Here is a 25,186-nt window from a genome sequence, read left to right as displayed (position 1 = left end):
CTATACTATTACTATGGAATGGATTTATAATTTAAAGGACCCTTTATGGGAAACAGTAGTGGGAAGTTTTTTAATTTTTATCACCGTAATAACACTAACTCGAATTATTGGGCTAAGAACTTTTGCTAAATTTACTGCATATGATTTTGCATTTACAATTGCTATTGGAAGTATCATTTCATCAATTTTAACTTCAAGTACAAGTATTATTCACGGTGCGGTTGCAATTGCTAGCCTATTGGTGTTGTCGTATGTGTTTTCATATTTACAAAGGCTGTTTCCATCATTAAAGGCTCTAATATCAAATAAGCCCATGCTCTTAATGAAAGAGGATAAAATTTTATATGAGAATTTGAAACAGGCTAGAATTGAAAAATCTCAACTAATAGCGAAGCTTAGAGAGGCCAACGTTTTAGATTTTAATCAAGTAGAAGCTGTTGTTTTAGAGTCAACTGGAGATATTTCTGTTTTACATAAAACCAACAAAGAGGTATCTTTGAATTCTGATCTATTGGAGGGTGTCAGGGATTCTTAAATTAAGTCAATTATTTTACAAGAAATATAGTGTTTTAATACAACAAAATCTCTTAAAAATAAAACCCAAAACTACCCGTAACCCCAAACTTTCTGGCATTAGGATATAATATATCATCTTTATAATTGCCACGGAAATTAAAATCAATTCTAAACACCTTAAAAATGTTACCTATACCTAAACTGTATTCGTAATACGGTTCCGTATTTGGTGCTACCAATTCAAAATTTGCAGGACTACTTGGTACATTATTAAGCGCAAAATTTTCATTTGAAATACTTGCCATAACACCGCGTACACTTATAATTTCTCGTAAATTAAGTTTGCGTAAAAATGGTATTCTTGAAAATAAGCGTCCGTTGAAATTATGTTCGAAATGAAACGATGCATATTGATCGGATACAAACTCATAAAAATCTAATTGCGAAAAGGTATTATATATAGAAAAATAAGTTTGATTTCCAGGGATTACGTTGAGCAAGCCTAGGGGTACTTGTCCATAGGTTTTTCCTATTTCAATTGAGGTAACTAATCTTCCAAAACCACCAACTTGCCAGGGTTGTAAATAAGATAATTGTACTTTTGTATAATCAAAATCACTATTTAATATACCTCTATCACCTCGACTAACTTGAGTAAATAATCTTGCAAAATTATCGTTGGCTGTTTTGCGTTCTACACCAAAACCTGTCATTTTTCGCCCAGGAAAAAACGCAGCAGAAAACGTAGTTTCGTATTGTTTAATCTCGGAGGCTATACCTGTAGGCGTGTTATAGTCTAAACTAAAGGTTGGGGAAGCAGACTCTAATGTACGGTAGTTGCCGCCAAGGCGTAATATCAAATTTCTAAAAGGCTCCGCCTCAACAGCAAAACTTGTAAGATTGATTGTTGTTAACTTATCATTGGCACCTGCTGTTACCACTGCTGAAGATGCTAAACTTCGGCCTAAAACATCAGTTGAATTCGTTAAACTAGCCCCCATTTGTTCCACATCGCGTCGGTTTCCTCCAGAAATAATTAGTCGACTTTTCTTATCGAGCAACCATTTTCCTGAAATACCATATTTAAATTTATCATCTCTAAATCCGTAGGCTAAAAAACCTTCTAGCCGCCATAAATCATTTCTTCCAAAATAGGTTCTTCCACCCGTTCTTAAACGCAGTCCTTCAACATCGTTAAATCCAAAGGTTGAAAAAATAGGGCCATAATCTAAAGGCAACGTATTAAACTCAATATAACCAGAAGCTAAAATGCTTCCCAAGTTATATAAACGCTTAAATTTTTTGACCGTTTTAAGCGTATCTAACATTTTGTAAACTCCTTTCTCGTCTTTGTTTAATGCTTCTAAACGATTTTCTTCCCAAAAAGCATCGTCTCTGTCGTAAACATCCTTATCATAGTTATAAACCTCTTTATCGTAAAACTTTTCATCTTTAGGAATATCAAATTTATAATCATCATAAAGCGTGGTTCGCTTTCCATAAATACCCCGTGATTTTTCTTTTTTATTAAAGGCAAAGTCACTTAGCATATAGTCTCGTTTTACGAGAAATAACGAGTCATTTAAAACTTCAAACTCTTGTTCGATATAAATATCTTTTACCCAATTGATGTTGGCACTTTTTGAAGCCTGAAGATTTATTTCTTTAACGGCATATGTAGTATCTGCAACCCAAAAATCACCTTTAAAAGTCAATTCGTTTTTGCGTCTAGGATAGTAAATAATATTGTAACACCACTTATTGTCTATGTATGAACTATCAGATAATACGTAATTGTATGTGCTTATCCCTGTTTTTGAAAGCGGACTTACAAAGCTTTTATCAAAAAACTTTAAGTAATTTTCGTAAACATCAAAATCGGCATACAAATCGTCAACAAAATCTATAATAACTTGGTTGTCGCTAAATCCAGAGTTTTTATTGCCTTGTAAATCTTCCTTTTCCTTATTTATAATGTTATCGCCATATATTTTTGATACCGCTTCGTTAATAAACATTGGTAAATAGGTTTTACCAGTAACACGAGAGGTGTCTACTTCGTTAAAAACAAATTCCATACCTCTAAATAACTTGCTTTTAATTAGCGCGCTATCTATTGTGTTTATATCAAATTCTACTTTTTCGTACTTGTTATATTCGTATTGATTAAATTGTTTTAAACCGTTACTTCGCTTATTTTCCCATATTTTTTTAAGAATATCAATTGCAGGATTATTTTTTTTAGGTTGTTTGCCAGAAACAATAAGTACTTCATTTAATTGAGCAGCTGCTTCTTTTAAAGTAAATTTTAAATTATAATTAACTTTTTTATTTAGAGTAATATTTAAAGTTTCGTAACCAATAAAAGAGACTGTTAATGCAGTGCGTGTTTCTTCAGATTCTAGATAAAATTTTCCGTTTTCGTCTGTTATGGTGCCTTCTGTAGTTCCTGAAAATATAATATTGGCGAAAGATACTGGCAAATTCATGTCATCAATCACGTAACCACTTACTTTGGTTTGCGCAAAAATAGTAGAGATATTTAATAGAAAAAGGGCAAAAAATAGTTTTAACTTCATCTAATCATTTTCATTTTTAATATACCAATAAATAAAAAATAAAAATAGTTGTATCTATTTCAAAAACAATTCGTTATTCATTAAAATAAAAAACTTCATCAGCAAGAATCGTGCTAATGAAGTTTGTATAACGTTAAAAAAACCGTTTTATTTATAAAGTACTTTTTTTACAGCTTTTATAACATCTTCATAATCTGGTAACCATTCTTTTAACAGAACCGGAGAATAAGGTGCAGGTGTATCTGCTGTATTAATTTTTACAATTGGCGCGTCTAGATAATCAAAAGCTTCACTTTGCACTAAGTACGTAATTTCTGTAGCTACATTCCCAAAAGGCCATGCTTCTTCTAGCACAACTAAGCGATTTGTTTTCTTTACAGACTCTATAATGGCTTTTCTGTCCATTGGGCGCACTGTGCGCAAATCTATAATTTCACAAGAAATACCTTCTTTTTCTAACTCGTCAGCAGCTTTGTAAGCTTCTTTTATTATTTTTCCGAAGGATACAATAGTTACATCTTCACCCTTTCTTTTTATTTCTGCAACACCAATAGGTAAAATATATTCTCCTTCTGGCACTTCACCTTTATCACCGTACATTTGCTCACTTTCCATGAAAATTACAGGATCGTCATCACGAATAGCAGCTTTTAGTAAACCTTTTGCATCGTAAGGATTAGAAGGTACAACTACTTTTAAACCTGGTGTATTAGCAAACCAATTTTCAAAAGCTTGTGAGTGTGTAGCACCCAACTGACCCGCAGAAGCTGTTGGCCCACGAAATACAATAGGACATTTAAATTGCCCACCAGACATTTGTCTGATTTTTGCAGCGTTGTTTATAATTTGATCAATACCAACTAAAGAGAAATTAAACGTCATATATTCTACAATTGGTCTGTTGCCCGTCATTGTAGAACCTACAGCGATACCCGCAAAACCAAGCTCAGCAATTGGTGTATCTATAACACGCTTTTCACCAAACTCATCCAGCATGCCTTTAGATGCCTTGTATGCACCGTTGTATTCAGCTACTTCTTCGCCCATTAAGTATACGCTTTCGTCTCTGCGCATTTCCTCACTCATCGCTTCGCAAATCGCTTCTCTAAATTGAATAGTCTTCATTTGATTGATTTTAAATCGAGTTGCAAAAATAGTAATAAACACTTACTTGACTAAAAGAATCTTTTAAAAATTTATTATGCACGCATAGTAAATTTGAAATAAAATACCTAACTTCGTATCCATAAAAAATAAGACATTTTAATACGATTTAAGTTATGAATATATTGGTTTGTATAAGTCATGTTCCTGACACTACATCAAAGATTAATTTTACTGATGGTGATACAAAATTTGATACAAATGGAGTGCAATTTGTAATTAATCCTAATGACGAATTTGGATTAACACGTGCCATGTGGTTTAAAGAAAAGCAAGGTGCAAAAGTTACCGTTGCAAATGTTGGTGGTGCAGAGACAGAACCTACGTTACGTAAGGCCTTAGCTATTGGTGCAGATGCAGCAATTAGAGTTAATACTGTTGCAACTGATGGTTTTTCGGTTGCTAAACAATTAACTAAAATTGTAGAAGACGGTGGTTACGATTTAATAATTGCTGGCCGTGAGTCTATAGACTATAACGGAGGAATGGTTCCAGGTATGTTGGCAGGTTTGTTAGGTGCAAATTTTGTAAACAACTGTATTGGTTTAGAAATTGATGGTACATCTGTAACAGCTATGAGAGAAATTGATGGTGGTAAAGAAACCGTTGCTACTAGTTTGCCTTTAGTTATTGGTGGGCAAAAAGGTTTGGTTGAAGAAAGTGATTTAAAAATACCAAACATGCGCGGCATTATGATGGCACGAAAAAAACCATTAACAGTAGCTGATCCAGTTGATGTTGCAGCGGGTACAAACTCTGTGAGTTTTGAGAAACCTGCCCCAAAAGGTGCAGTAAAGTTGGTTTCTGCAGATAATCTTGATGAGTTGGTTAATTTACTTCATAATGAAGCTAAAGTGATTTAGAAGACTAAATTATTCCGAATGTATTTCGGTATTTTTTTTAAACACAAGAAATAAAAGTAATGAGATCCTGAAACAAGTTTAGGATTACAAAAACAAATTTTATGTCAGTTTTAGTATATACAGAATCAGAACAAAATAAATTTAAGAAAGCTGCTTTTGAAGTAGCATCTTATGCAAAAGCTGTGGCAGATCAATTAGGAACTACAGTTACAGCAGTAACTATAAATGCAGATGATGTGTCAGAATTAGGAAATTATGGTGTAGATAAAGTATTGAAAATTTCAAATACAGATTTAAATAATTTTAATGCAAATGCCTATGCGAGTGCACTACAACAAGCATCTACCGCAGAAAATGCTCAAGTAGTTATTTTAAGCTCTAGTGCCGATAGTAAGTACGTAGCGCCGCTTTTAGTTGTTGGGTTAAATGCAGGGTATGCTTCTAATGTTGTTAAGGTGCCATTAAGCACAAGTCCATTTACAGTAAAACGCACCGCTTTTACAAATAAAGCATTTGAAATTACTGAAATAAAGTCGGATATTAAAATTGTTGGTGTTTCTAACAACGCCTTCGGATTGGTTGAAAATAGCGCCAGTGCTTCAGCAGAAGACTTTTCTCCTTCAATCCCAGAACTAGGTGTTACTGTGTCTTCGGTAGATAAAGCTTCTGATAAAGTAACTATTGCAGATGCTGAAATTGTGGTATCGGCAGGAAGAGGGTTAAAAGGTCCAGAAAACTGGGGTATGGTTGAGGAATTAGCAGATGTGCTAGGTGCAGCAACAGCCTGTTCTAAACCAGTTTCAGATTTAGGTTGGAGACCTCACGGCGAGCATGTTGGTCAAACAGGTAAACCTGTAGCTTCTAACCTTTATATAGCTATTGGTATTTCTGGTGCTATCCAACATTTAGCTGGAATTAGCGCTTCAAAAGTAAAAGTAGTTGTTAATACTGATCCTGAAGCACCATTTTTTAAAGCTGCAGATTATGGCGTTGTTGGTGATGCTTTTGAAGTAGTACCGCAACTCATCGAAAAATTAAAAGCTTTTAAAGCACAACAATAATAAATTTATTTTTATAAATTGTGTAGTACTTTATAACTGCTTAAATTAGCATTTTATACCAAAAACTGTTTTTGCAGTTGGTAATGTTCTAATTTAAGCAGTTCTTTGCATTTTAATAGATTTATGAGCTTAGTAAGACTAAATATAAAAGGTATATCGTACAGCCAAACACAAAATGGTGCTTATGCCTTGATATTAAATGAAATTGAGGGTGATCGCAAACTTCCCATCGTTATTGGTGCTTTTGAAGCGCAATCTATAGCTATTGCTTTAGAGAAAGAAATTAGACCACCAAGACCGCTAACTCACGATTTATTTAAAAATTTTGCAGATCGATTTGATATTGTAGTAAAACAAGTGATTATCCACAAATTAGTAGATGGTGTGTTTTATTCTAGTTTAATTTGCGAACGTGATAAAATTGAAGAAATTATTGATGCTAGAACTAGTGACGCTATTGCATTAGCCTTACGCTTTGATGCACCAATTTTTACCTATAAAAATATTTTAGATAAAGCGGGTATTTATTTAAAGGTTGACCCTAATAAAGATGATGAAGACACTGAAGAAGATAGTGTTTTGGTTGATGATATTTTGGCAGGAGAATTAGAGCCTGCTGTATCTAAAGAAGATTATTCTTCTAAATCTCTAAAAGAATTGCATAGCCTTTTAGAAGAAGCTGTAAACAATGAAGACTACGAAAAAGCAGCAAGTATTCGTGATGAAATTTCTAAACGTTAAGGGTTTAATTTATGAAGCAATTTTTAAGTGTTATTGTTTTCATATTGTGTTTATTTAGCACACCTTCTTTTGCTCAAGATACACTTAATACTATAGAAGAGATTACTGCCGAGGTTGTAACCCAATCAGAACATAAAGGCGATACCATATTTACAATTGAAACTATTGAAACTGATATTGCAATTAATAATTCTTCAAAAATAACAAATACAGCAGCTATAATTCCAAGTCAAGGGTTTTCATTTACAAGCTTATGGCGTGGTGTATTAGGTATGATAGCTCTGGTGTTTATTTCTTTTTTATGTAGCAGTAATAGAAAAGCGATTAATTGGAGAGTTGTAGGTATAGGGCTTGCGTTTCAATTAGTGATCGCTATTGGCGTATTAAAAGTAAATTTTATCAAACGTATTTTTGAATTAGTTGGTGGTCTTTTTGTACAGATTCTTGAATTTACAAAAGCAGGTAGTAAATTCTTGTTTGAAGGTTTGGTTGTAGACATGGATACTTTTGGCTTTATTTTTGCTTTTCAAGTACTGCCAACAATCATTTTCTTTTCTGCATTAACATCTGTACTTTACTATTTGGGAGTTATTCAAATTGTTGTAAAGGGTTTTGGTTGGTTGCTATCTAAGCTACTTAAAATTTCTGGAGCAGAAAGCCTAAGTGTTGCCGGAAATATATTTTTAGGACAAACAGAAGCACCACTTTTGATAAAGGCATATTTAGAGAAAATGAATAAATCTGAAATGCTATTAGTTATGATTGGTGGGATGGCTACCGTAGCTGGGGCTGTTTTAGCAGCTTATATTGGGTTTCTTGGAGGTAATGACCCTGCTTTACGCTTATTTTATGCTAAGCACCTTCTAGCAGCATCAGTTATGGCGGCACCTGGTGCTATAGTTATTTCAAAAATTTTATACCCACAAACTGAATCTATAGATACAGACGTAAAAGTATCTCAAGACAAAATAGGGTCTAACTTTTTAGATGCCATTGCTAACGGAACTACCGAAGGCTTAAAATTAGCAGTTAATGTAGGTGCAATGCTTTTAGTTTTTGTAGCATTTATTGCGATGTTCAATTATGGTTTTGGAAAAATAGGACATTATTCTGGGGTAAATAATTGGATTATAGAGCATACGGGATACAATAGTTTATCATTAGAGTTTGTTTTAGGTTACGCCTTCGCACCTTTAATGTGGCTTATAGGTGTTGCTAAAGAAGACATGGCTTTAATGGGGCAACTCCTTGGTATTAAACTTGCTGCAAGTGAGTTTATTGGCTATATACAATTGGCTGATTTAAAAGACATAACAAGCGCCACGCATTTAAAATATGAAAAGTCTGTTATTATGGCAACCTATATGTTGTGTGGGTTTGCAAATTTTGCATCTATTGGCATACAAATTGGCGGTATTGGCTCATTAGCTCCTGGACAACGTAAAACACTTTCTAAATTTGGAATGAAGGCCTTACTTGGTGGTACAATTGCTTCTTTAATTTCGGCTACTATTGCAGGTATGATTATTGGTTAATATATAGCTCTTAACTTTATTCTTAAAATGCCATTTAGTATTAATCAGAGAATTCTCCTAAATATCTAATCTTTATAAAAAGTATTTTTAACATTTATATTATATTTATAAGCATATCTTATTAATTTATATAATTTATTATATTATTAATAATAATTTAACCTTTTAATAAAAAAATTAATATATTTAAGCTATGTATATTTAATCAAGTCTGTTTTTGTGTATTAGAAAGAAATTATAAATACGTAATAAAAAGATTTTTAAAATTTAGAAACCTATAAAACTAAAGATTATGAATGGTTATACTATTTTGACGATTATAGCATTATTATTTTTGGCAATTTATGCTTATTCTTATGGCTCAGTATATTTAGATTTACAGGCAAAACAGCGAAACGCAAAAGAACACAGGGAACGTGAAGAAGCTATGCAGAGGTTAAAAATGCGTAAGCAAAGACACCGAGAAGAAAATCTACAAAAAATTTTTAAAAGGAGGAGAGAGATTAATAAACGTATGAAAGAATTAGAAAGAGATAATATTTTGATGGCACAAAAATTTAAGAATACAATAAAGATAGAATTCCTAAAAAATAATTTAAAAGATACAACTCAACAGCAAACAGGTTAAATAAACCTTTAGCAAAAAAATGATAACCGTTTAAATAGAAATTTAAACGGTTTTTTTATAATGTGTAATATGGTTTTTCTTAAAAAGAATTCGTTAATAACTTTTAATATTATCATCTTTAAACATAAAAATTTAACCTCTCTTTTTTTTTAAATTCGTAACTGCTAAATTTTAGTTTTGGCAAACGTATAACCTAAAAGAAATTACTGCATTTGTAGGAAGTTATTATGAAGCAATATCACGATTTAGTTAAGCATGTTTTACAAAACGGTAACGATAAAGGAGATCGAACAGGTACTGGTACAAAAAGTGTTTTTGGCTACCAAATGCGATTCGACTTAAGTGAAGGTTTTCCCATGGTTACCACTAAAAAATTGCATTTAAAATCTATTATTTATGAATTACTTTGGTTTTTAAAAGGTGATACCAATATTAAGTACCTTACTGAAAACGGTGTACGTATTTGGAATGAATGGGCAGATGATAATGGTGATTTAGGTCCTGTTTATGGCCGCCAATGGCGCAACTGGAATAGTGATGAGATAGACCAAATAAAAGAAGTAATACACGCACTAAAAAACAACCCAAATAGCCGTCGTATGTTAGTTTCTGCTTGGAATCCTTCAGTATTACCTGATACTTCAAAAAGTTTTAGTGAGAATGTAGCAAATGGTAAAGCAGCGCTTCCACCGTGTCATGCGTTTTTTCAATTTTATGTTGCAAATGGCAAATTATCGTGCCAATTATATCAACGTAGTGCAGATATTTTTTTAGGAGTACCTTTCAACATTGCATCTTATGCATTATTTACTATGATGATGGCTCAAGTATGTGGTTATGAGGCTGGAGAATTCATACACACTTTTGGAGATGCACATATTTATAGTAATCATTTAGAACAGCTAGAATTACAATTATCAAGAGATATTCGTCCGTTACCAAAAATGATTTTAAATCCTGATATTAAAGATATTTTTGACTTCGATTTTAAAGATTTTACGCTACAAGATTATAATCCGCATCCTCATATTAAAGGTGCTGTTGCTGTTTAGCATATCAAAAATGTTTACCACGTTTGTGTCATAATCATAAAACGATATTTAAATCTTCTAAAAGTACTTTCAGACCAGCGAAAAACTTTAGTTTAAAACTATTAGCTCCTAATTATGGAAATTATGATTATAACTTGAATAGCATCTTAATAAAATGAAGTGTTTTACGCTAATAAATACCCATTTATTTAGTCTTCTAATCTTAAAGAGTAAAGATTGACTTATCTAGAAATTTTACAAGCTTATAACTTTTCAGTATTACAATGGATAGCTGTGTTTTTAGCTGCTTTTGTTTTAGGCTTTTCTAAATCTGGAATAAAAGGCATAGGTATCATTATTGTTATAACTTTAGCATTTGTTTTCGGAGAAAAAGCATCAACAGGCGTATTATTGCCAATGCTTATTGCAGCAGACATAATTGCTGTTACATACTACAATAGACATACCCAATGGAGGTTTATAAAAAAATTGCTACCCTCTATGATTATTGGAGTTTTGGTTGGTGTTTGGGTTGGAGACGTAATTTCAGAAGTTGTTTTTAAAAAGGTTATGGCTCTAATTATTATTGGCTCTATAGGTATCATGTTGTTTTTTGAAAAGCGAAATTCTAAAAATGTGCCTAATAACCAATGGTTTTCTAGAGCTACAGGGTTTTTAGCTGGATTTACTACTATGATAGGAAATTTGGCTGGCCCAATATCAAACATTTATTTTCTAGCAGTACGATTACCAAAAAATGAATTTATTGGTACTGCAGCATGGTTGTTTTTTATTATTAATGTATTTAAACTGCCTTTTCACTTTTTTGTATGGCACACTGTAAATAAAGAAAGCTTAGTGTTAAATGCAACATTAATCCCTTTGATTATTTTAGGTTTTTTTATTGGAGTTGCTTTAGTAAAAAAAATATCAAATTTAAATTATAGAAAATTTATAATTGCGGTTACTGCCTTAGGAGGAATTCTTTTATTATTTAGATAAAAGTAGCAGATGTAACATTTTTATTTAACACTGTACTTATTCATAGAGTTAACTATTTTTTTTATTACTTTTAAATCCTAATCAAAACATTAAATTAATATGTCAGACGAAAAAAATTTAAGCGACGATCTAAACGATATGCTAGACGACGCCAAAGATGGTGCAAAAAATGCAGCAGATAAAGCAGGAGATATGGCTGATGATGCAAAAGATAAAGCGAAGGAGTTTGCAAATGATGCCAAAGCAACAGCTTCAGAGTTTGCAAATGATGCAAAAGAAGTATTTAGCGATGGTAAAAACATTGCAATTATAGCTCACATAACTATAATAGGTTGGGTTATTGCTTTAGTAATGAATAGTAGTAACAAAACAGAATTAGGATCTTTTTATATCCGTCAAATGTTAGGTTTAATCATAATATCATTTATAGGTAGTTTTATTCCTGTTTTAAATTTAGTAATTTGGATTTTAATGCTTGTATTGTGGATAATGAGTTTGATAGGAGCACTAAGTGGAGAAAAGAAACCTACACCTTTGCTGGGAGAGCATTTTCAAAATTGGTTTAAAGCTTTATAGAATATACAGGCCAAAGGACTCAATTGAACTCTTTTGGCTTTTTTTTATTTTATCATATCGTAATATTGCAATATTACATATTATTACTATATTTGTGTAATAATTTTATAGTATGGGCGCATCAAAATTGAGTATTTATTCAGAACATATTAATGAAATGGCTAGTATAGCTAAGGTTTTTGCGCATCCTGCTCGTATTGCTATTTTGCAATATATAAGTAGGCAAAATTCCTGTATTTGTAATGATATTGTAGATGAGATTGGGTTATCTCAACCTACAATTTCTCAACATTTAAAAGTAATTAAACAAGCAGGGTTATTAAAGGGTAATTTTGAAGGTAAAAGTATCTGTTATTGTTTAAATGTTGAACGCTTTCAAGAATTTCAATCACAATTAAATAACTTTTTTAATACAACATCATCAAACTGTTGTTAATATATGTTAATATTTAACAATCAAACATTAAGACTATGAAAACACAAGAATTATTTTCAATTTTAGAAACCAATAAAAATAAGACACTACTTTTTGAATATGCTGAAGGTGTATTTGTAAACGCCAATTATCATATTACAGAAGTAAAACACGTTACTATTGATGCTGTAGATTGTGGTGCACAAACGGATGCTTGGAAAGAAACCATTATTCAATTATGGGAAAGCCCTAATGAAATTGGTAAAACAGAATACATGTCGGTTTTAAAAGCTTTAGGTATTTTAAATAAAGTAGGACAAATAAAGCCATATATTTTAGATGCTGAGGTTAAGTTTGAGTATAGTAATAGTATGTTTCATACAGCACAGTTATTTGTTAACGATTTTGAAATACGAGGCAATAATTTGGTATTTAAATTAGCTATTGAAAAAACCGATTGTAAAGCTAAAGAGCTTTGTGGTGTTGTTGAAGAATTACAAGCCAATACCTCGAGTTGTGCTCCTGGTAGTGGATGCTGTTAAAGTTTCTTTAGTAAGACGAGAATTATAAAAATAAAATTTAGTGAAACCCCTGCTTTTGTAGGAACAACAAAATAAATGAACGATAAAGTTTATAATGATATTGCAAATATCATAAAATCATTAGATGTTAGTTTAGTTTCAGAAACTAGGCAAAACACACTTCAACCCTTAATAGAGTATATAAAAGATAAGATTGCATCAAAAACTTCAATACGATTGAATTTTATTTGTACACATAATTCTCGTAGAAGTCATTTATCGCAAATATGGGCACAAACTATGGCAGCTTACTTTAATATAGGTAATGTGTCATGCTATTCTGGAGGTACAGAGGCTACTGCGATGTTTCCTAAAGTAGAGGAAACATTGAGAAATCAAGGTTTTCAAAATCAGAAATTATCTGAAGGTGATAACCCTGTTTACAGTGTTAAATTTTCAGATAATCAACCTTCTATAATTGCATTTTCAAAAGAATTTAGTGCCAGTTTTAATCCGTCTTCGGACTTTGCAGCTATAATGACGTGTTCTTCTGCAGATGAAGCTTGCCCGATGGTATTGGGCTGTGATGCTCGTATTGCAGTAACTTACGAAGATCCAAAAAAATCTGACGGTACACCACAACAAACTGAAACCTATATAAACCGAAGTTTACAAATTGCTACAGAAATGAAGTTTGTGTTTTCTAAATTACAATCCATAATCAAAAGGTAATAATTCTCCAACACGTTGGTCTCCCATGACTCCTGAGAAAAGCACCTTATCTACATCGGTATAGTTTCCGTAAAAATCAAGTGAAATTGTAGGTATAATAAATGTAATTCTTGATTTCTCCCAGTTGTTGAATATAATATTTAAGGGTTGAGATAGGGAAACTCGTTTTATCTCGGTGTTGGTTTTAGGCTCTATATCAATACTCTCCCAAGGATCTACTTTAGTGTTTTTAAAATATATTTCATATTTATGTTCCTTAAATTTCTGAGTGTAAAGCGCACGCATAAATTCGAGTCTAGATCCAGCGTAAGCCTTACGTCTATTTCTAATTGCTTTGTCTTTATTAAAAACCTTAAAATTCTTGTAATATGAATTGCCTCTGAAACCTACGGATTTTGTGTTGAAGATGCTTTCGTTGGGATTTGGAGGCATAAAGTGTAATATAAATGAATTAAGATCGTAAGTGATATTGTATTGTAACGCTTTGTTTGTAATACGTAAAGGAACTTTAGAATATGCTGTTAAAACGCTTTCCTTTTTATTGTAATTAATAATAAGTGCGTCCTCGTTTAGTATTTTACAAGATTTTCCAAAACGTGAAGATCCTAAAAATTCTCTTCTAAAAATTCTTAGTTTCTCTTTACGTGTTAATCCGTCATTGGCATTTACAGTAACCTCACCTAAGGCTTCATTATTTTCTTCAAGTAAAATGGTTAACCTGTTGTTTTTTCTATAATTGGTTATTAGTTGTTTTTTATAACCTAAAAATGATATGATTAAGGGAGATTGTATAGCCTTTGTATATTCTATAGTAAATTCCCCTTTATTATTAGTGATTACACCAAAAGTAGTATTGTTAAAATAAATAGCAGCAGTTTCTACAGGAGCTTTTGTTTTAGCGTCTAAAACAACACCACGTATAATTTGTGAATTTCCAAAAAAACCGATTAGTAAAAATAATATAAAGCATAATTTAAGTTTCATCATTTTCCATAAACTTTCGTTCTAACTCTACTTGGAATTCCTCCATAACAGGGCGTACGGTGCTTTCTGGTAAATCAGCAATTTTAATATACATCAAACCGTCTACAGCGTTATTAAATAGAGGGTCTACGTTAAAGGCTACTAATTTTGCATTCTGCTTTATATATTTTTTGAGTAATACAGGTAAACGCAGCGCACCTGGTTCTATTTCATCAATAAACTTATCAAATTTGTTTAAATCGGCTTCTGTTTCATCAAAAACAAAATCTTTATCAGCATCTTTAAGTTTTACTTTAAACTCTTTTTTAGGGCGAACATATTGAGCTATGTAGGGATCGTAGTAATGCGATTTCATAAACTCTATCATTAACGATTTTGAAAAGTTTGAAAACTGATTACTGATACTTACTCCGCCAATTAAATAATTGTGTTCTGGGTAACGCAGTGTAGTATGTACAATGCCTTTCCAAAGTAAAAATAAAGGCATAGGTTTTTGTTGGTGTTGTTTAATGATAAATGCGCGCCCCATTTCGATAGATTCACTCATCATTTTGTGGAGTTCAGGTTCAAAACGAAATAAATCTTGTAAATAAAACCCATTTATACCATAACGCTCAAAAATTTTAGAACCTAATCCCATTCTGTAAGCACCTGCGATTACCTTTTGCTCTCTATCCCATAAAAACATATGGTGGTAATAGTTATCAAATACATCTAAATCTATGGCTTCATTTGTACCTTCACCTATTGCTCTAAATGTTATTTCTCTTAGTCTTCCGATTTCACGTAAAATATTAGGTATTTTTTTGGCATCTGCTAGAAAAACTTCATAGTTTTTACTTTCTAAAAGCCGTGAGTTGTCATGTCGTAAAGCTTCAACTTCACTAATCATTACATTATTATCAACTGGTGTGACAATATTTTTGGGTGATTTTGGTACTTTTAAAGATGATGAAATGTTATCGAGGATTTTAGATTTATTTTCAAAAGCATTAGACAGCATGTATGTCTTTTTTCGTATAAATTCTGAAAATTCCTCTAACGATTCGTGTTCTTTTTGATCCTTAATACAAATTGGTTTTCCTATGCGTACTTTTATGGTACGTCTTTTTTGTGTTAAAAGTTCTGATGGTAATTTAGCAGTTCTAAACGTATCACTAATCTTAGATAATTTATAAAAAAGCTTACTATTTTTTGCATGAAAATAAATGGGTACTATTGGTACTTCTGCTTTCTTAATTAATTTCATTGCTGCCTCTTCCCATGGTTTGTCTACAACGAGTTTTCCATCTCGATAGGTAGAAACTTCACCCGCTGGAAAAATACCTAGTGGATGCCCTTCTCTTAAATGTAAAATGGCATTTTTAAACCCTGCAAGGCTAGATTTCACATCTTTTCTATCCTCAAAAGGGTTTACAGGCATTATGAAAGGTTTTAGAGGAATAATGCGATGAAGTAAGAAATTAGCAATAATTTTAAAGTCCTTACGCTGTTCTAGCATGAGTTTTAGCAACAATATACCGTCTATACCACCAAGTGGATGGTTAGATACTGTAATGTAAGCACCGTCTTTAGGTAAACGTTTTAAATCCTCTTCAGGAATTTCAAACTTAATTTGAAAATCTTCTAAAACACCATTTAAAAAATCAACGTCTTTAAGATGTTTATTACGATTATAAACCTTATTTAGCGTAGATATTTTTAAAATTTTCATTAATAACCAGCCTATAAAAGTGCCTATAAAACCATATTTATCTAACTGTATGGCTTTTGCAACTTCTTTTGCGGTTACTAACCCTATATCTTGCTGTTTGCCCATTAGTGTAAAAGTAATAAATAAAACTATGTTGTTACTATTTGCACTGTTTCTTGTGTTAATTGCTTTAGTAACACATTTTTATTGTCTTCTAACTTTTTTAAAACATCATTGTTGTAATGGCGAATGGTGTATAAAGACACATTTTTATGACAGGTAACACTAAATTTAGCTTTAAAATGCTGTAATAATTCTTCTAAATTATTGAAAATATTATCAACACAAACTGAAAAGCTAATAGCGGAATTCTGAATAACAACAACCTTCATTTTATAAGTGTGCAACAGTTTGAAAATTTCACTTATATTGTCTTCAACGATATATGAAAAATCAAGAGCTGATAGAGAAATTAAAACTTGGTTCTTTTTTAAAATAAAGCATGGTAAATTTGGCTCTAATGTTATGCCTTTTCCAACTTTAGTACCACTGTTTTTTGGATTTAAAAACGATTTTATATAAAGCGGAATCTCTTTACGTTGCAACGGTTGTAATGTTTTTGGGTGAATTACAGATGCGCCATAAAATGCTAATTCTATTGCTTCCTCATAAGATATTTTATGTAATAACTGTGCATTTTCAAAATATCTAGGATCTGCATTTAAAACTCCTGGTACGTCTTTCCAAATCGTAACACTTTCTGCATTTAGGCAATAGGCGTATATAGCAGCAGTGTAGTCGCTTCCTTCTCGCCCAAGTGTAGTGGTAAAGTTATTAGCATCGCTACTTATAAACCCTTGCGTAATATTTAGTGTTTTTTTGTTAAAAGATGTTGTGATGTTGTGTTGCGTTGCTTCCCAGTCTACATTAGCTCTTCTGTAATAGTTGTCGCTTTTTATGTGTGTTCTCGCATCTAGCCAATTATTTTGAATGTCTATAGTATTTAAATAAGCACTTATTATGGTTGTAGATACTAATTCGCCATAGCTAACAGTTTGGTCGTAAACATAGTTGTAATCTGGCGATTTATTTGTTTTAAAAAAATCGTCAAGTTCTTTAAACAAATAGATGATTTTTTTAAAAATTGGGTGCGATTCGTCTTCAAATAAATCTAACAAAATAGTATTGTGATATTTAATAACATCTTGTATAGCACTACTTAGTTCAGCTTTATTTTCGAAATAATTTTTTAAAACAACTTCTAGAGCATTAGTGGTTTTTCCCATAGCAGAAACTACAATAAGTACGTTTTTGTAGCCTACAGCGTGTAGTACCCTAGCTAAATTTTTAATGCCATGAGCATCTTTTACAGATGCACCACCAAACTTATATATTTGCATCTTATAATTTAGAAATATAGTTAATTATAGCTTTTTCATTTAATTGTACTACATTCCAATCTCGCATTACATTAGCACCATTTTTTTCATAAAATGTTATTGCAGGCTCGTTCCAATCCAATACTTCCCAGCTAATACGTTTTACACCTAATTCATACCCGTATTTAACTACTTTATCTAGAAGTTTAGAGCCAATACCTTTTCCGCGCATAGCGTCGCTTACAATTAAATCCTCAAGATGAATAGCTCTTCCTTTCCAAGTAGAATAGCGGTTATAAACTAAGGCTAAACCTACTATTTTAGAATCGATTTCAGCCACAAAACAATGAAATTGTGGTATTTTACCAAAACCGTCATCTTCTAAATCTTTTATAGTAATTATAACAGCGTCTGGTTCTTTTTCAAAAATTGCAAGTTCATTAATTAATTTATATACCTGGGGCATATCTTCTTTTCTTGAATTTCGTATTGTAATTTGCATTTCTTATAATTTACATTCAAATATAGCTTAAAGTAGATATTAATTTAAAGTTTTTAATGTCAGATTAACAGAGTTCATTATATTTAATGTCTACTAAAACAAACTTATAAACTATGTCTCAAAAAAAGCAAACACTTGGGGAATTTATTATTGAAAATCAATCATCATTTAAATATTCTTCAGGAGAATTATCAAGTCTCTTAAACTCTATACGGTTAGCTGCTAAAGTTGTAAACCATGAAGTGAATAAAGCAGGCTTGGTTGACATTATAGGCGCTGTAGGGGATACAAATATTCAAGGTGAAGACCAGCAAAAACTTGATGTATACGCTAATGATAAATTTATTCAAACATTAACTAAACGAAATATTGTTTGTGGTATTGCAAGTGAAGAAGAGGACGATTTTATAACAATAAATAGTCAAGATGAAAACCATCAAAACAAATATGTAGTTTTAATAGATCCATTAGATGGGTCCTCTAATATTGATGTAAATGTATCTGTTGGTACTATTTTCTCAATATATAGGCGTGTTACACCAGTTGGTACACCCGTACAATTAGAAGATTTTCTTCAAAAGGGAGTAGAGCAAGTAGCTGCTGGTTACGTGGTATATGGCACATCTACAATGCTGGTATATACTACAGGTGATGGCGTAAATGGCTTTACTTTAAACCCTGCAATAGGTTCATTTTATTTATCACACCCAAGTATGGAATTTCCAGAAGATGGAAACATATATTCTGTAAATGAAGGGAATTACTTTGATTTTCCTAAGGGTATTAAAAACTATATTAAATATTGTCAAGCAGAAGAAGGAGATAGGCCTTATACATCGCGATATATAGGATCTTTAGTGTCAGATTTTCATAGAAACATGATAAAAGGTGGCGTGTATTTATACCCCCAAGGTTCTAGAAATCCTAATGGTAAATTACGTTTGCTCTATGAGTGTAACCCTATGGCATATTTAGCAGAACAAGCTAATGGTAAAGCTAGTGATGGTTTTACAAGAATTATGGAAATAGAGCCTACCGAGCTACACCAACGTGTACCATTTGTTTGTGGCAGTATAAATATGGTAGATAAAGTTGAGGAGTTTATGCGAGAGGCATAGAAAAAAAGTACATGATAAAAAATAAAATGCGAACTATGGGGTTCGCATTTTATTTTTTAATTAAAATATAATGTTATTAGTGCATACCTACTAAATCTCCACTTACGTCTTTTGATGGTAAATCTGATTTCCCCATCAAATACAAATCTACTTGACGTGCAGCTTCTCTACCTTCAGAAATAGCCCAAACAATTAACGACTGTCCGCGGCGCATATCACCAGCGGCAAATACGTTAGATACATTAGTTTGGTATTTTCCATATTCAGCTTTATAATTAGAACGGGCATCAGTATTTAGTCCTAATTTATCAGCAAGCGTACTCTCAGGTCCTGTAAAACCTAAAGCTAATAACGCTAAATCACATGGCCAAGTTTTTTCAGTACCTTCAACTTCTACTAATTGTGGACGTTGTCCTGGTACCATTTTCCATTCAACATTAACAGTTTTTAAAGCTGTAAGTTTTCCGTTATCATCAGTAATAAACTCTTTTGTATTTATTAACCAATTACGAGTTACACCTTCTTTATGAGAAGACGATGTTTTTAACTGTAAAGGCCAATAAGGCCAAGGTGTTGTGGGTGAACGATGTCCAGGAGGTTTCGGCATAATTTCAAAATTAACTACCGATTTAGCGCCTTGACGGTTTGAGGTTCCTATACAATCAGAACCTGTATCACCACCACCGATAACAATCACATCTTTACCAGTTGCCAATACTTGATTCTCAACTTTTTTTCCAAATAATACTTTAGTCTGCTGTGTTAAGAAATCCATAGCTTGTACCACACCATCAGCGTCGATACCAGGTGTTGGTAAACTACGTCTATCTGTAGCACCTCCACAAAGCACAACGGCATCAAAAGCCTTTAAATCTTCAACACTGTAATTTACGCCAACATTCACGTTAGTTTTAAATACAATACCCTCAGCTTCTAATATTTTTAAACGGCGATCGATAATTCCTTTTTCCATTTTGAAGTTAGGAATCCCGTAGCGAAGTAGTCCACCAATTTCATCATCACGTTCAAAAACAGTAACAGTATGTCCAGCTCTATTTAGTTGTTGTGCTGCAGCTAAACCAGCTGGTCCAGAACCTACAATAGCAATAGTTTTACTCGTTCTTGTTTTTGGTGGTTGTGGTTTTATCCAACCTTCTTTAAATGCACGTTCAACAATGTTTTTTTCAATATTTTCAATAGAAACAGGATCTTCTATAATACCTAACACACATGATTGCTCGCAGGGTGCAGGACATAGACGACCTGTAAACTCTGGGAAATTATTTGTTGAATGTAGTATCCAAGAGGCTTTTTGCCATTCACCTTGGTGTACCATATGGTTAAAATCAGGAATTAAATTTCCTAATGGGCAACCACTATGACAAAATGGAATCCCACAGTCCATACAACGCGATCCTTGTTTTGTTAATTCAGGTTCACTTAATTCAACGGTGAATTCTTTATAATGTTTTACACGTTCCTCTACAGGTTTGTATGACTCATCCTGTCTTTCAAATTCTTTAAATCCAGTTACTTTCCCCATGATTCTAAGCTGTTAATTCTTCTACCATTTGTTCTTCAGTCTCTAAACGCTTTAATGCACGTTTGTATTCTATTGGCATAACTTTTACAAAATTACCTAATGTAGTATCCCAGTTTGCTAATAATGTTTTAGCAATTTCACTATTTGTATATAGTTGGTGTTTGTCAATGCAAGCTTTTAATTCGTTTGCATCTTCACTAGAAATATCTTCAAATTCGATAGTTTCTGTATTACACAACCCATTTACAAATTTATTATCAGGGTCGTATACATATGCAATACCACCACTCATACCAGCAGCAAAGTTTCGTCCTGTTTCACCAAGCACGATAACTCGACCTCCAGTCATGTATTCACAACAGTGATCTCCAACGCCTTCAACAACAGTTGTAGCGCCTGAGTTTCTTACAGCAAAACGCTCGCCTGCAATACCATTTATATAAGCTTCGCCATTAACGGCTCCAAATAAACAAACGTTACCTGCAATTATATTTTCATTCGCTTTAAAATCTGCTGTTTTAGGCTTTTTTATGATAAGTTTAGCGCCAGATAGTGCTTTACCTAAATAATCATTAGTATTTCCTTCTAAAGTAAAAGTTAATCCAAATGCACCAAATGCTCCAAAACTTTGTCCTGCAGACCCTGTAAAGTTAATATTGAGCGTGTCTTCAGGTAAGCCTAAATGCCCATATATTTTAGAAATTTCATTACTTACAATAGCGCCAACAGTTCTATTCAAATTATTAATTGGGTATTCTAAGGTCATCTGTTCTTTTCGGTATAACGCGCGATGAGAATCTCTTAAGATTGTAAAATCTAATACGTTATCAAGGTTATGATCTTGAGTTTCAGTATTTCTAACAACTAGCTCATTATATGCTGCTGGTCTATGCAAAATACTAGATAAATCTAAACCTTTAGCTTTATAATGGTCTATGGCTTTATTGGCATTAATTTTATGCGTTTGCCCTACCATTTCTTCTAAGGTTCTAAAGCCTAATTGCGCCATTATACCACGTAATTCTTCAGCTACATAATAGAAAAAGTTAATAACATGTTCTGGTGTGCCTTTAAAGTTTTTACGTAACTCTTTATCTTGAGTGGCAATACCTACCGGACATGTATTTAAATGACATTTACGCATCATAATACAACCAGAGGCTACTAATGGTGCAGTTGCAAAACCAAATTCTTCTGCACCTAGTAATGCAGCAATGGCAACGTCGCGTCCAGTTTTTAACTGTCCGTCACACTCTACTACAATTCTACTTCTTAAGTTATTTAATACTAATGTTTGTTGTGCTTCAGATAGTCCTAACTCCCACGGTAAACCTGCATGTTTTAATGAAGTTAAAGGTGATGCTCCTGTACCACCATCGTATCCTGAAATTAGTACAACATCAGCTTTAGCTTTTGCAACACCTGCAGCAATAGTACCAACACCAACTTCAGACACTAATTTTACGTTAATTCTAGCTTCTCGATTGGCATTTTTTAAATCGAAAATAAGTTGTGCTAAATCCTCAATAGAATAAATATCATGGTGAGGAGGTGGTGAAATTAAGCCCACAAATGGTGTGGAGTTACGTGCACTAGCAATCCAAGGGAGTACTTTTTCACCAGGCAATTGTCCGCCTTCTCCAGGTTTAGCACCCTGAGCCATTTTTATTTGAATCTCTCTAGCGTTTGTTAAGTAATGTGAGGTTACACCAAAACGGCCAGAAGCAACTTGTTTAATTGCTGAGTTTCTACTGTCTCCATTAATATCTGGATGAAAACGATTTCTATCTTCTCCACCTTCTCCAGAATTAGATTTTCCACCAATTCGGTTCATAGCAATCGCTAAGTTTTCGTGCGCTTCACGAGAAATGGAACCGTAAGACATGGCGCCAGTTTTAAAACGCTTAACAATATCTGTCCATGGTTCTACTTCGTCTAAAGGAATTGGGTCTAAGTTATCAAACTCAAATAATCCACGAATTGTCATTAAATTTTGAGACTGTTCGTTAATTACTTTAGAGTAAGTATCATAACTTGCTTGATCGCTCAACCTAACTGCTTGTTGCAATTTAGCGACAGTAGTAGGGTTAAACATGTGGCGCTCTCCATTTCGTCTCCAACGGTAATCTCCTCCAATATTTAAACCTAAGTTTTTATCAATTGATTTGTCTGGATAGGCTTGTTTGTAGCGTTGGTCTATTTCTTTTTCTATTTCATATAAACCTATACCTTCAATTCTAGAGGCGGTATACGGGAAATATTTTTTTACAAATGTTGAATTAAATCCAACAATCTCGAAAATTTGAGACCCTCTGTAAGAATGCAGTGTAGAAATACCAATCTTATTCATGATTTTAAGTATGCCTTTACCGATAGCTTTGTTAAAGTTATCTACTGCTTTTTGTTCATCTATATCAGTAATGAAGCCGTCTTTAACTTGCATTCTGATGATTTCATTCACCATATATGGATTTATAGCACTTGCGCCATAACCAAATAAAGTAGCAAAATGATGCGGCTCTCGAGGTTCTGCAGATTCAATGATAATATCAAAGTAAGAACGTTTACGTAAACGATTCATTTGATGATTAACGTATGAACATGCTAACAATGCAGGAATTGGTGCAAATTCTTCATTAACACCTCTATCTGATAATATGATGATGTTTGTTTTGCGCTCTAATGCTTTTTCAATTTGGTTAATTATATCATCTAAAGCATTTTCCAAGCCATTCATACCCTGTGCTTTTGGGTAAAGTATTTGAATGGTTTCAGCTTTAAAACTTTCAATTTGAATCGATCTAATTTTTTCTAAATCAGCATTTGAAATTACTGGATTTTGAATTCTTAGCTTTCTACATTGTCTGTCTGTAATACTAAAAATATTACGGTCTTTCCCGAGATTCAAACTTATATCTGTAACAATTTCTTCTCTAATCCCATCTAACGGTGGGTTTGTAACTTGTGCAAATAATTGTTTGAAGTAATTTGAAATTAATTGTGGTCTATCAGATAATACAGCCAATGGTGTGTCAATCCCCATAGAACCCAAAGCTTCTTTAGCCTTTTGCGCCATAGGTGTAATAACCTCTTGTATATCTTCAAATGTGTAGTTAAATAAACGTTGCCTTGTTTTTATATCAATAGTTTCTATCGGGCAAGTTTCATTTGTGTAAGGTACATCTCTTAAATGTAAGCGGGTTTTATCTAACCACTCTTTATAAGGGCGCTGATTTACAACCTTAGTTTTTATTTCTTCATCATCTATAATACGACCTTCGTTCATATCTACCAAGAACATTTTTCCTGGTTCTAATCTACCATGAGATTCAACATCTTCTGGCTCAATATCAACCACACCAACTTCAGAAGCCATGATTAATTTTCCACTTTTAGTAACGGTATATCTTGATGGTCTTAATCCATTTCTATCTAACAGCGCACCAATGTAATCTCCGTCTGTAAATGGTACAGAAGCAGGACCATCCCATGGTTCCATAATACAACCATTATATTCGTAGAACGATTTTTTATCTTCGCTCATAGTGGCATGTTTTTCCCAAGCTTCAGGAATCATCATCATCATAATTTCAGGCAAAGAGCGGTCGGTATGTGTTAATAGTTCAACCACCATATCCATAGAAGCAGAATCTGACTTTCCTGGTAAAATTATAGGAAATAGTTTCTCTATTTGAGGTCCAAACACATCACTTCTCATAATCTCTTCGCGAACGCGCATGCGGCTTACGTTACCACGAAGTGTGTTAATCTCTCCATTTTGGCACATAAATCGGAAGGGTTGTGCTAACTCCCAAGTTGGCATTGTGTTAGTTGAGAAACGTTGGTGTACTAGTGCTAAACGCGTTACAAGATCTACTTGTTGTAAATCGGTATAATATGGCCCAATATCTTCAGGCATAATGATACCTTTATATATTAAGGTAGTAGTTGATAAACTTGGAACATAGAAATAAGAATTCTCAGATATTTTTGATGTTCTTATTGTGTGTTCTGTAATTTTACGAGCAGCGTAAAGCTTAGCTTTAAATGTAGCTTCATCTATAGCTTCTGATTTACCAATAAATAATTGTTCTATGCTAGGTTCTGATGCTAAAGCTATTTGACCTAATTGTGTAGAATCTACAGGAACTTTTCGCCACCCTAGTACAGTAAGTCCTTGCGCAATGGCTTCACGTTCAAAAATATCTTTACAGTATTTATATTGGTTTTCTACTTTAGGTAAAAACACCATACCTACGGCATACTCTCGTTGCTCTGGTATTTTAAAATCGCAAACCCGTTTAAAATAATCGTGCGGTATATCTATAAGTAAGCCAGCGCCATCACCTGTTCGTCCATCAGCACTTACACCACCACGGTGCTCTAATTTTACAAGAATTTCTAAAGCGTCGTGTATAATTTGATTTGTTCTCTCTCCTTTAAGATTACAAATAAAGCCCGCTCCACAGTTTTCATGCTCAAATTCGGGGGAATATAAACCTTGTTTCTTTAACATAGTCAACGGTATATTTTAGATTAAAAAAGCGTCGAATTGCAAAGATAATCATTGAATTTATATTTCTAATAAATGCTATTTCATTAT

Annotated in this window: 21 protein-coding genes; 13 read left to right on the top strand and 8 right to left on the bottom strand. The window is 32.9% G+C overall.

The window, feature by feature from the left end; all coding sequences use genetic code 11:
- Positions 1–13 precede the first annotated feature (13 nt).
- Positions 14–535 (top strand): DUF421 domain-containing protein, encoded by a 522-nt coding sequence (locus ACKGJY_RS05510; protein WP_413972857.1) that lies wholly within the window; start codon positions 14–16, stop codon positions 533–535.
- A gap of 52 nt (positions 536–587) precedes the next feature.
- Here ACKGJY_RS05510 and ACKGJY_RS05505 read toward each other — a convergent pair whose 3' ends face one another.
- Positions 588–3,095 (bottom strand): DUF5686 family protein, encoded by a 2,508-nt coding sequence (locus ACKGJY_RS05505; RefSeq protein WP_413972856.1) that lies wholly within the window; start codon positions 3,093–3,095, stop codon positions 588–590.
- A 147-nt stretch (positions 3,096–3,242) separates the two neighbouring features.
- Positions 3,243–4,220, bottom strand: coding sequence for a pyruvate dehydrogenase complex E1 component subunit beta (locus ACKGJY_RS05500; RefSeq protein ID WP_413972855.1), 978 nt, complete (start codon positions 4,218–4,220; stop codon positions 3,243–3,245).
- A gap of 155 nt (positions 4,221–4,375) precedes the next feature.
- Here ACKGJY_RS05500 and ACKGJY_RS05495 point away from each other — a divergent pair, with 155 nt between their 5' ends.
- From ACKGJY_RS05495 to ACKGJY_RS05445, 11 genes are all read left to right on the top strand, one after another.
- On the top strand, positions 4,376–5,122 hold the full coding sequence (locus ACKGJY_RS05495; RefSeq protein ID WP_413972854.1) for an electron transfer flavoprotein subunit beta/FixA family protein: 747 nt from the start codon (positions 4,376–4,378) through the stop codon (positions 5,120–5,122).
- Between the two features lie 101 nt (positions 5,123–5,223).
- On the top strand, positions 5,224–6,183 hold the full coding sequence (locus ACKGJY_RS05490) for an electron transfer flavoprotein subunit alpha/FixB family protein (protein ID WP_413972853.1): 960 nt from the start codon (positions 5,224–5,226) through the stop codon (positions 6,181–6,183).
- Positions 6,184–6,306: 123 nt separating this feature from the next.
- Positions 6,307–6,924 carry a bifunctional nuclease domain-containing protein gene (locus ACKGJY_RS05485; protein WP_413972852.1) on the top strand — a complete coding sequence of 206 codons (618 nt, stop codon included), beginning with the start codon at positions 6,307–6,309 and terminating at the stop codon, positions 6,922–6,924.
- Between the two features lie 11 nt (positions 6,925–6,935).
- On the top strand, positions 6,936–8,459 hold the full coding sequence (locus tag ACKGJY_RS05480) for a NupC/NupG family nucleoside CNT transporter (RefSeq protein ID WP_413972851.1): 1,524 nt from the start codon (positions 6,936–6,938) through the stop codon (positions 8,457–8,459).
- A 292-nt stretch (positions 8,460–8,751) separates the two neighbouring features.
- On the top strand, positions 8,752–9,087 hold the full coding sequence (locus tag ACKGJY_RS05475) for a hypothetical protein (protein ID WP_413972850.1): 336 nt from the start codon (positions 8,752–8,754) through the stop codon (positions 9,085–9,087).
- Positions 9,088–9,314: 227 nt separating this feature from the next.
- Complete coding sequence (locus ACKGJY_RS05470; RefSeq protein ID WP_413972849.1) at positions 9,315–10,139, top strand: thymidylate synthase; 825 nt, start codon at positions 9,315–9,317, stop codon at positions 10,137–10,139.
- A 216-nt stretch (positions 10,140–10,355) separates the two neighbouring features.
- Positions 10,356–11,120 carry a sulfite exporter TauE/SafE family protein gene (locus ACKGJY_RS05465; protein ID WP_413972848.1) on the top strand — a complete coding sequence of 255 codons (765 nt, stop codon included), beginning with the start codon at positions 10,356–10,358 and terminating at the stop codon, positions 11,118–11,120.
- A 99-nt stretch (positions 11,121–11,219) separates the two neighbouring features.
- On the top strand, positions 11,220–11,696 hold the full coding sequence (locus tag ACKGJY_RS05460) for a YtxH domain-containing protein (protein ID WP_413972847.1): 477 nt from the start codon (positions 11,220–11,222) through the stop codon (positions 11,694–11,696).
- Between the two features lie 112 nt (positions 11,697–11,808).
- The gene (locus ACKGJY_RS05455; protein WP_413972846.1) at positions 11,809–12,132 is read left to right on the top strand and encodes an ArsR/SmtB family transcription factor; all 324 of its coding nucleotides are present in this window, start codon (positions 11,809–11,811) and stop codon (positions 12,130–12,132) included.
- A 35-nt stretch (positions 12,133–12,167) separates the two neighbouring features.
- Positions 12,168–12,653, top strand: coding sequence for a DUF6428 family protein (locus ACKGJY_RS05450; RefSeq protein WP_413972845.1), 486 nt, complete (start codon positions 12,168–12,170; stop codon positions 12,651–12,653).
- 75 nt (positions 12,654–12,728) lie between these two features.
- Positions 12,729–13,364 carry a low molecular weight phosphatase family protein gene (locus ACKGJY_RS05445; protein WP_413972844.1) on the top strand — a complete coding sequence of 212 codons (636 nt, stop codon included), beginning with the start codon at positions 12,729–12,731 and terminating at the stop codon, positions 13,362–13,364.
- Here the strand turns inward: ACKGJY_RS05445 and ACKGJY_RS05440 are convergent.
- Genes ACKGJY_RS05440 through ACKGJY_RS05425 form a run of 4 tightly spaced genes read right to left on the bottom strand, consistent with a single transcriptional unit; the run spans position 13,341 to position 17,922 of the window.
- On the bottom strand, positions 13,341–14,351 hold the full coding sequence (locus ACKGJY_RS05440) for a carboxypeptidase-like regulatory domain-containing protein (RefSeq protein WP_413972843.1): 1,011 nt from the start codon (positions 14,349–14,351) through the stop codon (positions 13,341–13,343). The genes ACKGJY_RS05445 and ACKGJY_RS05440 overlap by 24 nt on opposite strands.
- Positions 14,338–16,167: a GNAT family N-acyltransferase gene (locus ACKGJY_RS05435; protein ID WP_413972842.1), complete on the bottom strand. Its 1,830-nt coding sequence runs from the start codon at positions 16,165–16,167 to the stop codon at positions 14,338–14,340. Before ACKGJY_RS05435 ends, ACKGJY_RS05440 begins: the two co-directional genes overlap by 14 nt.
- Before the next feature lie 23 nt (positions 16,168–16,190).
- Positions 16,191–17,441 (bottom strand): aspartate kinase, encoded by a 1,251-nt coding sequence (locus tag ACKGJY_RS05430; RefSeq protein ID WP_413972841.1) that lies wholly within the window; start codon positions 17,439–17,441, stop codon positions 16,191–16,193.
- 1 nt (position 17,442) lies between these two features.
- A complete protein-coding gene (locus ACKGJY_RS05425; RefSeq protein WP_413972840.1) occupies positions 17,443–17,922 on the bottom strand; it encodes an N-acetyltransferase family protein in 480 nt (159 codons plus the stop codon).
- Positions 17,923–18,035: 113 nt separating this feature from the next.
- Here ACKGJY_RS05425 and fbp point away from each other — a divergent pair, with 113 nt between their 5' ends.
- The gene (gene fbp / locus ACKGJY_RS05420) at positions 18,036–19,040 is read left to right on the top strand and encodes a class 1 fructose-bisphosphatase (RefSeq protein WP_413972839.1); all 1,005 of its coding nucleotides are present in this window, start codon (positions 18,036–18,038) and stop codon (positions 19,038–19,040) included.
- Between the two features lie 76 nt (positions 19,041–19,116).
- Here the strand turns inward: fbp and ACKGJY_RS05415 are convergent, their stop codons facing one another.
- Entirely contained in the window at positions 19,117–20,583 is a 1,467-nt protein-coding gene (locus ACKGJY_RS05415) for a glutamate synthase subunit beta (protein WP_413972838.1), read from the bottom strand.
- A gap of 4 nt (positions 20,584–20,587) precedes the next feature.
- Positions 20,588–25,099: a glutamate synthase large subunit gene (gene gltB, locus ACKGJY_RS05410; RefSeq protein WP_413972837.1), complete on the bottom strand. Its 4,512-nt coding sequence runs from the start codon at positions 25,097–25,099 to the stop codon at positions 20,588–20,590.
- Positions 25,100–25,186: the final 87 nt, after the last annotated feature.

This window comes from Hyunsoonleella sp. 2307UL5-6 (assembly GCF_047345485.1).
In the GTDB taxonomy this organism is placed as follows: domain Bacteria; phylum Bacteroidota; class Bacteroidia; order Flavobacteriales; family Flavobacteriaceae; genus Jejuia.
Note: the sequence above shows the minus strand (reverse complement) of the source record. Positions and strands in the feature narration are given on the sequence as shown.

What these genes read in the sequence shown, in the direction of transcription:
- ACKGJY_RS05475 (WP_413972850.1), top strand. Translation starts at nt 8,752, where the DNA reads ATGAATGGTTATACTATTTTGACGATTATAGCATTATTATTTTTGGCA.
- fbp (WP_413972839.1), top strand. Translation starts at nt 18,036, where the DNA reads ATGTCTCAAAAAAAGCAAACACTTGGGGAATTTATTATTGAAAATCAA.
- ACKGJY_RS05470 (WP_413972849.1), top strand. Translation starts at nt 9,315, where the DNA reads ATGAAGCAATATCACGATTTAGTTAAGCATGTTTTACAAAACGGTAAC.
- ACKGJY_RS05440 (WP_413972843.1), bottom strand. Translation starts at nt 14,351, where the DNA reads ATGATGAAACTTAAATTATGCTTTATATTATTTTTACTAATCGGTTTT.
- ACKGJY_RS05510 (WP_413972857.1), top strand. Translation starts at nt 14, where the DNA reads ATGGAATGGATTTATAATTTAAAGGACCCTTTATGGGAAACAGTAGTG.
- ACKGJY_RS05460 (WP_413972847.1), top strand. Translation starts at nt 11,220, where the DNA reads ATGTCAGACGAAAAAAATTTAAGCGACGATCTAAACGATATGCTAGAC.
- ACKGJY_RS05500 (WP_413972855.1), bottom strand. Translation starts at nt 4,220, where the DNA reads ATGAAGACTATTCAATTTAGAGAAGCGATTTGCGAAGCGATGAGTGAG.
- ACKGJY_RS05490 (WP_413972853.1), top strand. Translation starts at nt 5,224, where the DNA reads ATGTCAGTTTTAGTATATACAGAATCAGAACAAAATAAATTTAAGAAA.
- ACKGJY_RS05480 (WP_413972851.1), top strand. Translation starts at nt 6,936, where the DNA reads ATGAAGCAATTTTTAAGTGTTATTGTTTTCATATTGTGTTTATTTAGC.
- gltB (WP_413972837.1), bottom strand. Translation starts at nt 25,099, where the DNA reads ATGTTAAAGAAACAAGGTTTATATTCCCCCGAATTTGAGCATGAAAAC.
- ACKGJY_RS05425 (WP_413972840.1), bottom strand. Translation starts at nt 17,922, where the DNA reads ATGCAAATTACAATACGAAATTCAAGAAAAGAAGATATGCCCCAGGTA.
- ACKGJY_RS05505 (WP_413972856.1), bottom strand. Translation starts at nt 3,095, where the DNA reads ATGAAGTTAAAACTATTTTTTGCCCTTTTTCTATTAAATATCTCTACT.
- ACKGJY_RS05495 (WP_413972854.1), top strand. Translation starts at nt 4,376, where the DNA reads ATGAATATATTGGTTTGTATAAGTCATGTTCCTGACACTACATCAAAG.
- ACKGJY_RS05445 (WP_413972844.1), top strand. Translation starts at nt 12,729, where the DNA reads ATGAACGATAAAGTTTATAATGATATTGCAAATATCATAAAATCATTA.
- ACKGJY_RS05485 (WP_413972852.1), top strand. Translation starts at nt 6,307, where the DNA reads ATGAGCTTAGTAAGACTAAATATAAAAGGTATATCGTACAGCCAAACA.
- ACKGJY_RS05430 (WP_413972841.1), bottom strand. Translation starts at nt 17,441, where the DNA reads ATGCAAATATATAAGTTTGGTGGTGCATCTGTAAAAGATGCTCATGGC.
- ACKGJY_RS05435 (WP_413972842.1), bottom strand. Translation starts at nt 16,167, where the DNA reads ATGGGCAAACAGCAAGATATAGGGTTAGTAACCGCAAAAGAAGTTGCA.
- ACKGJY_RS05455 (WP_413972846.1), top strand. Translation starts at nt 11,809, where the DNA reads ATGGGCGCATCAAAATTGAGTATTTATTCAGAACATATTAATGAAATG.
- ACKGJY_RS05415 (WP_413972838.1), bottom strand. Translation starts at nt 20,583, where the DNA reads ATGGGGAAAGTAACTGGATTTAAAGAATTTGAAAGACAGGATGAGTCA.
- ACKGJY_RS05450 (WP_413972845.1), top strand. Translation starts at nt 12,168, where the DNA reads ATGAAAACACAAGAATTATTTTCAATTTTAGAAACCAATAAAAATAAG.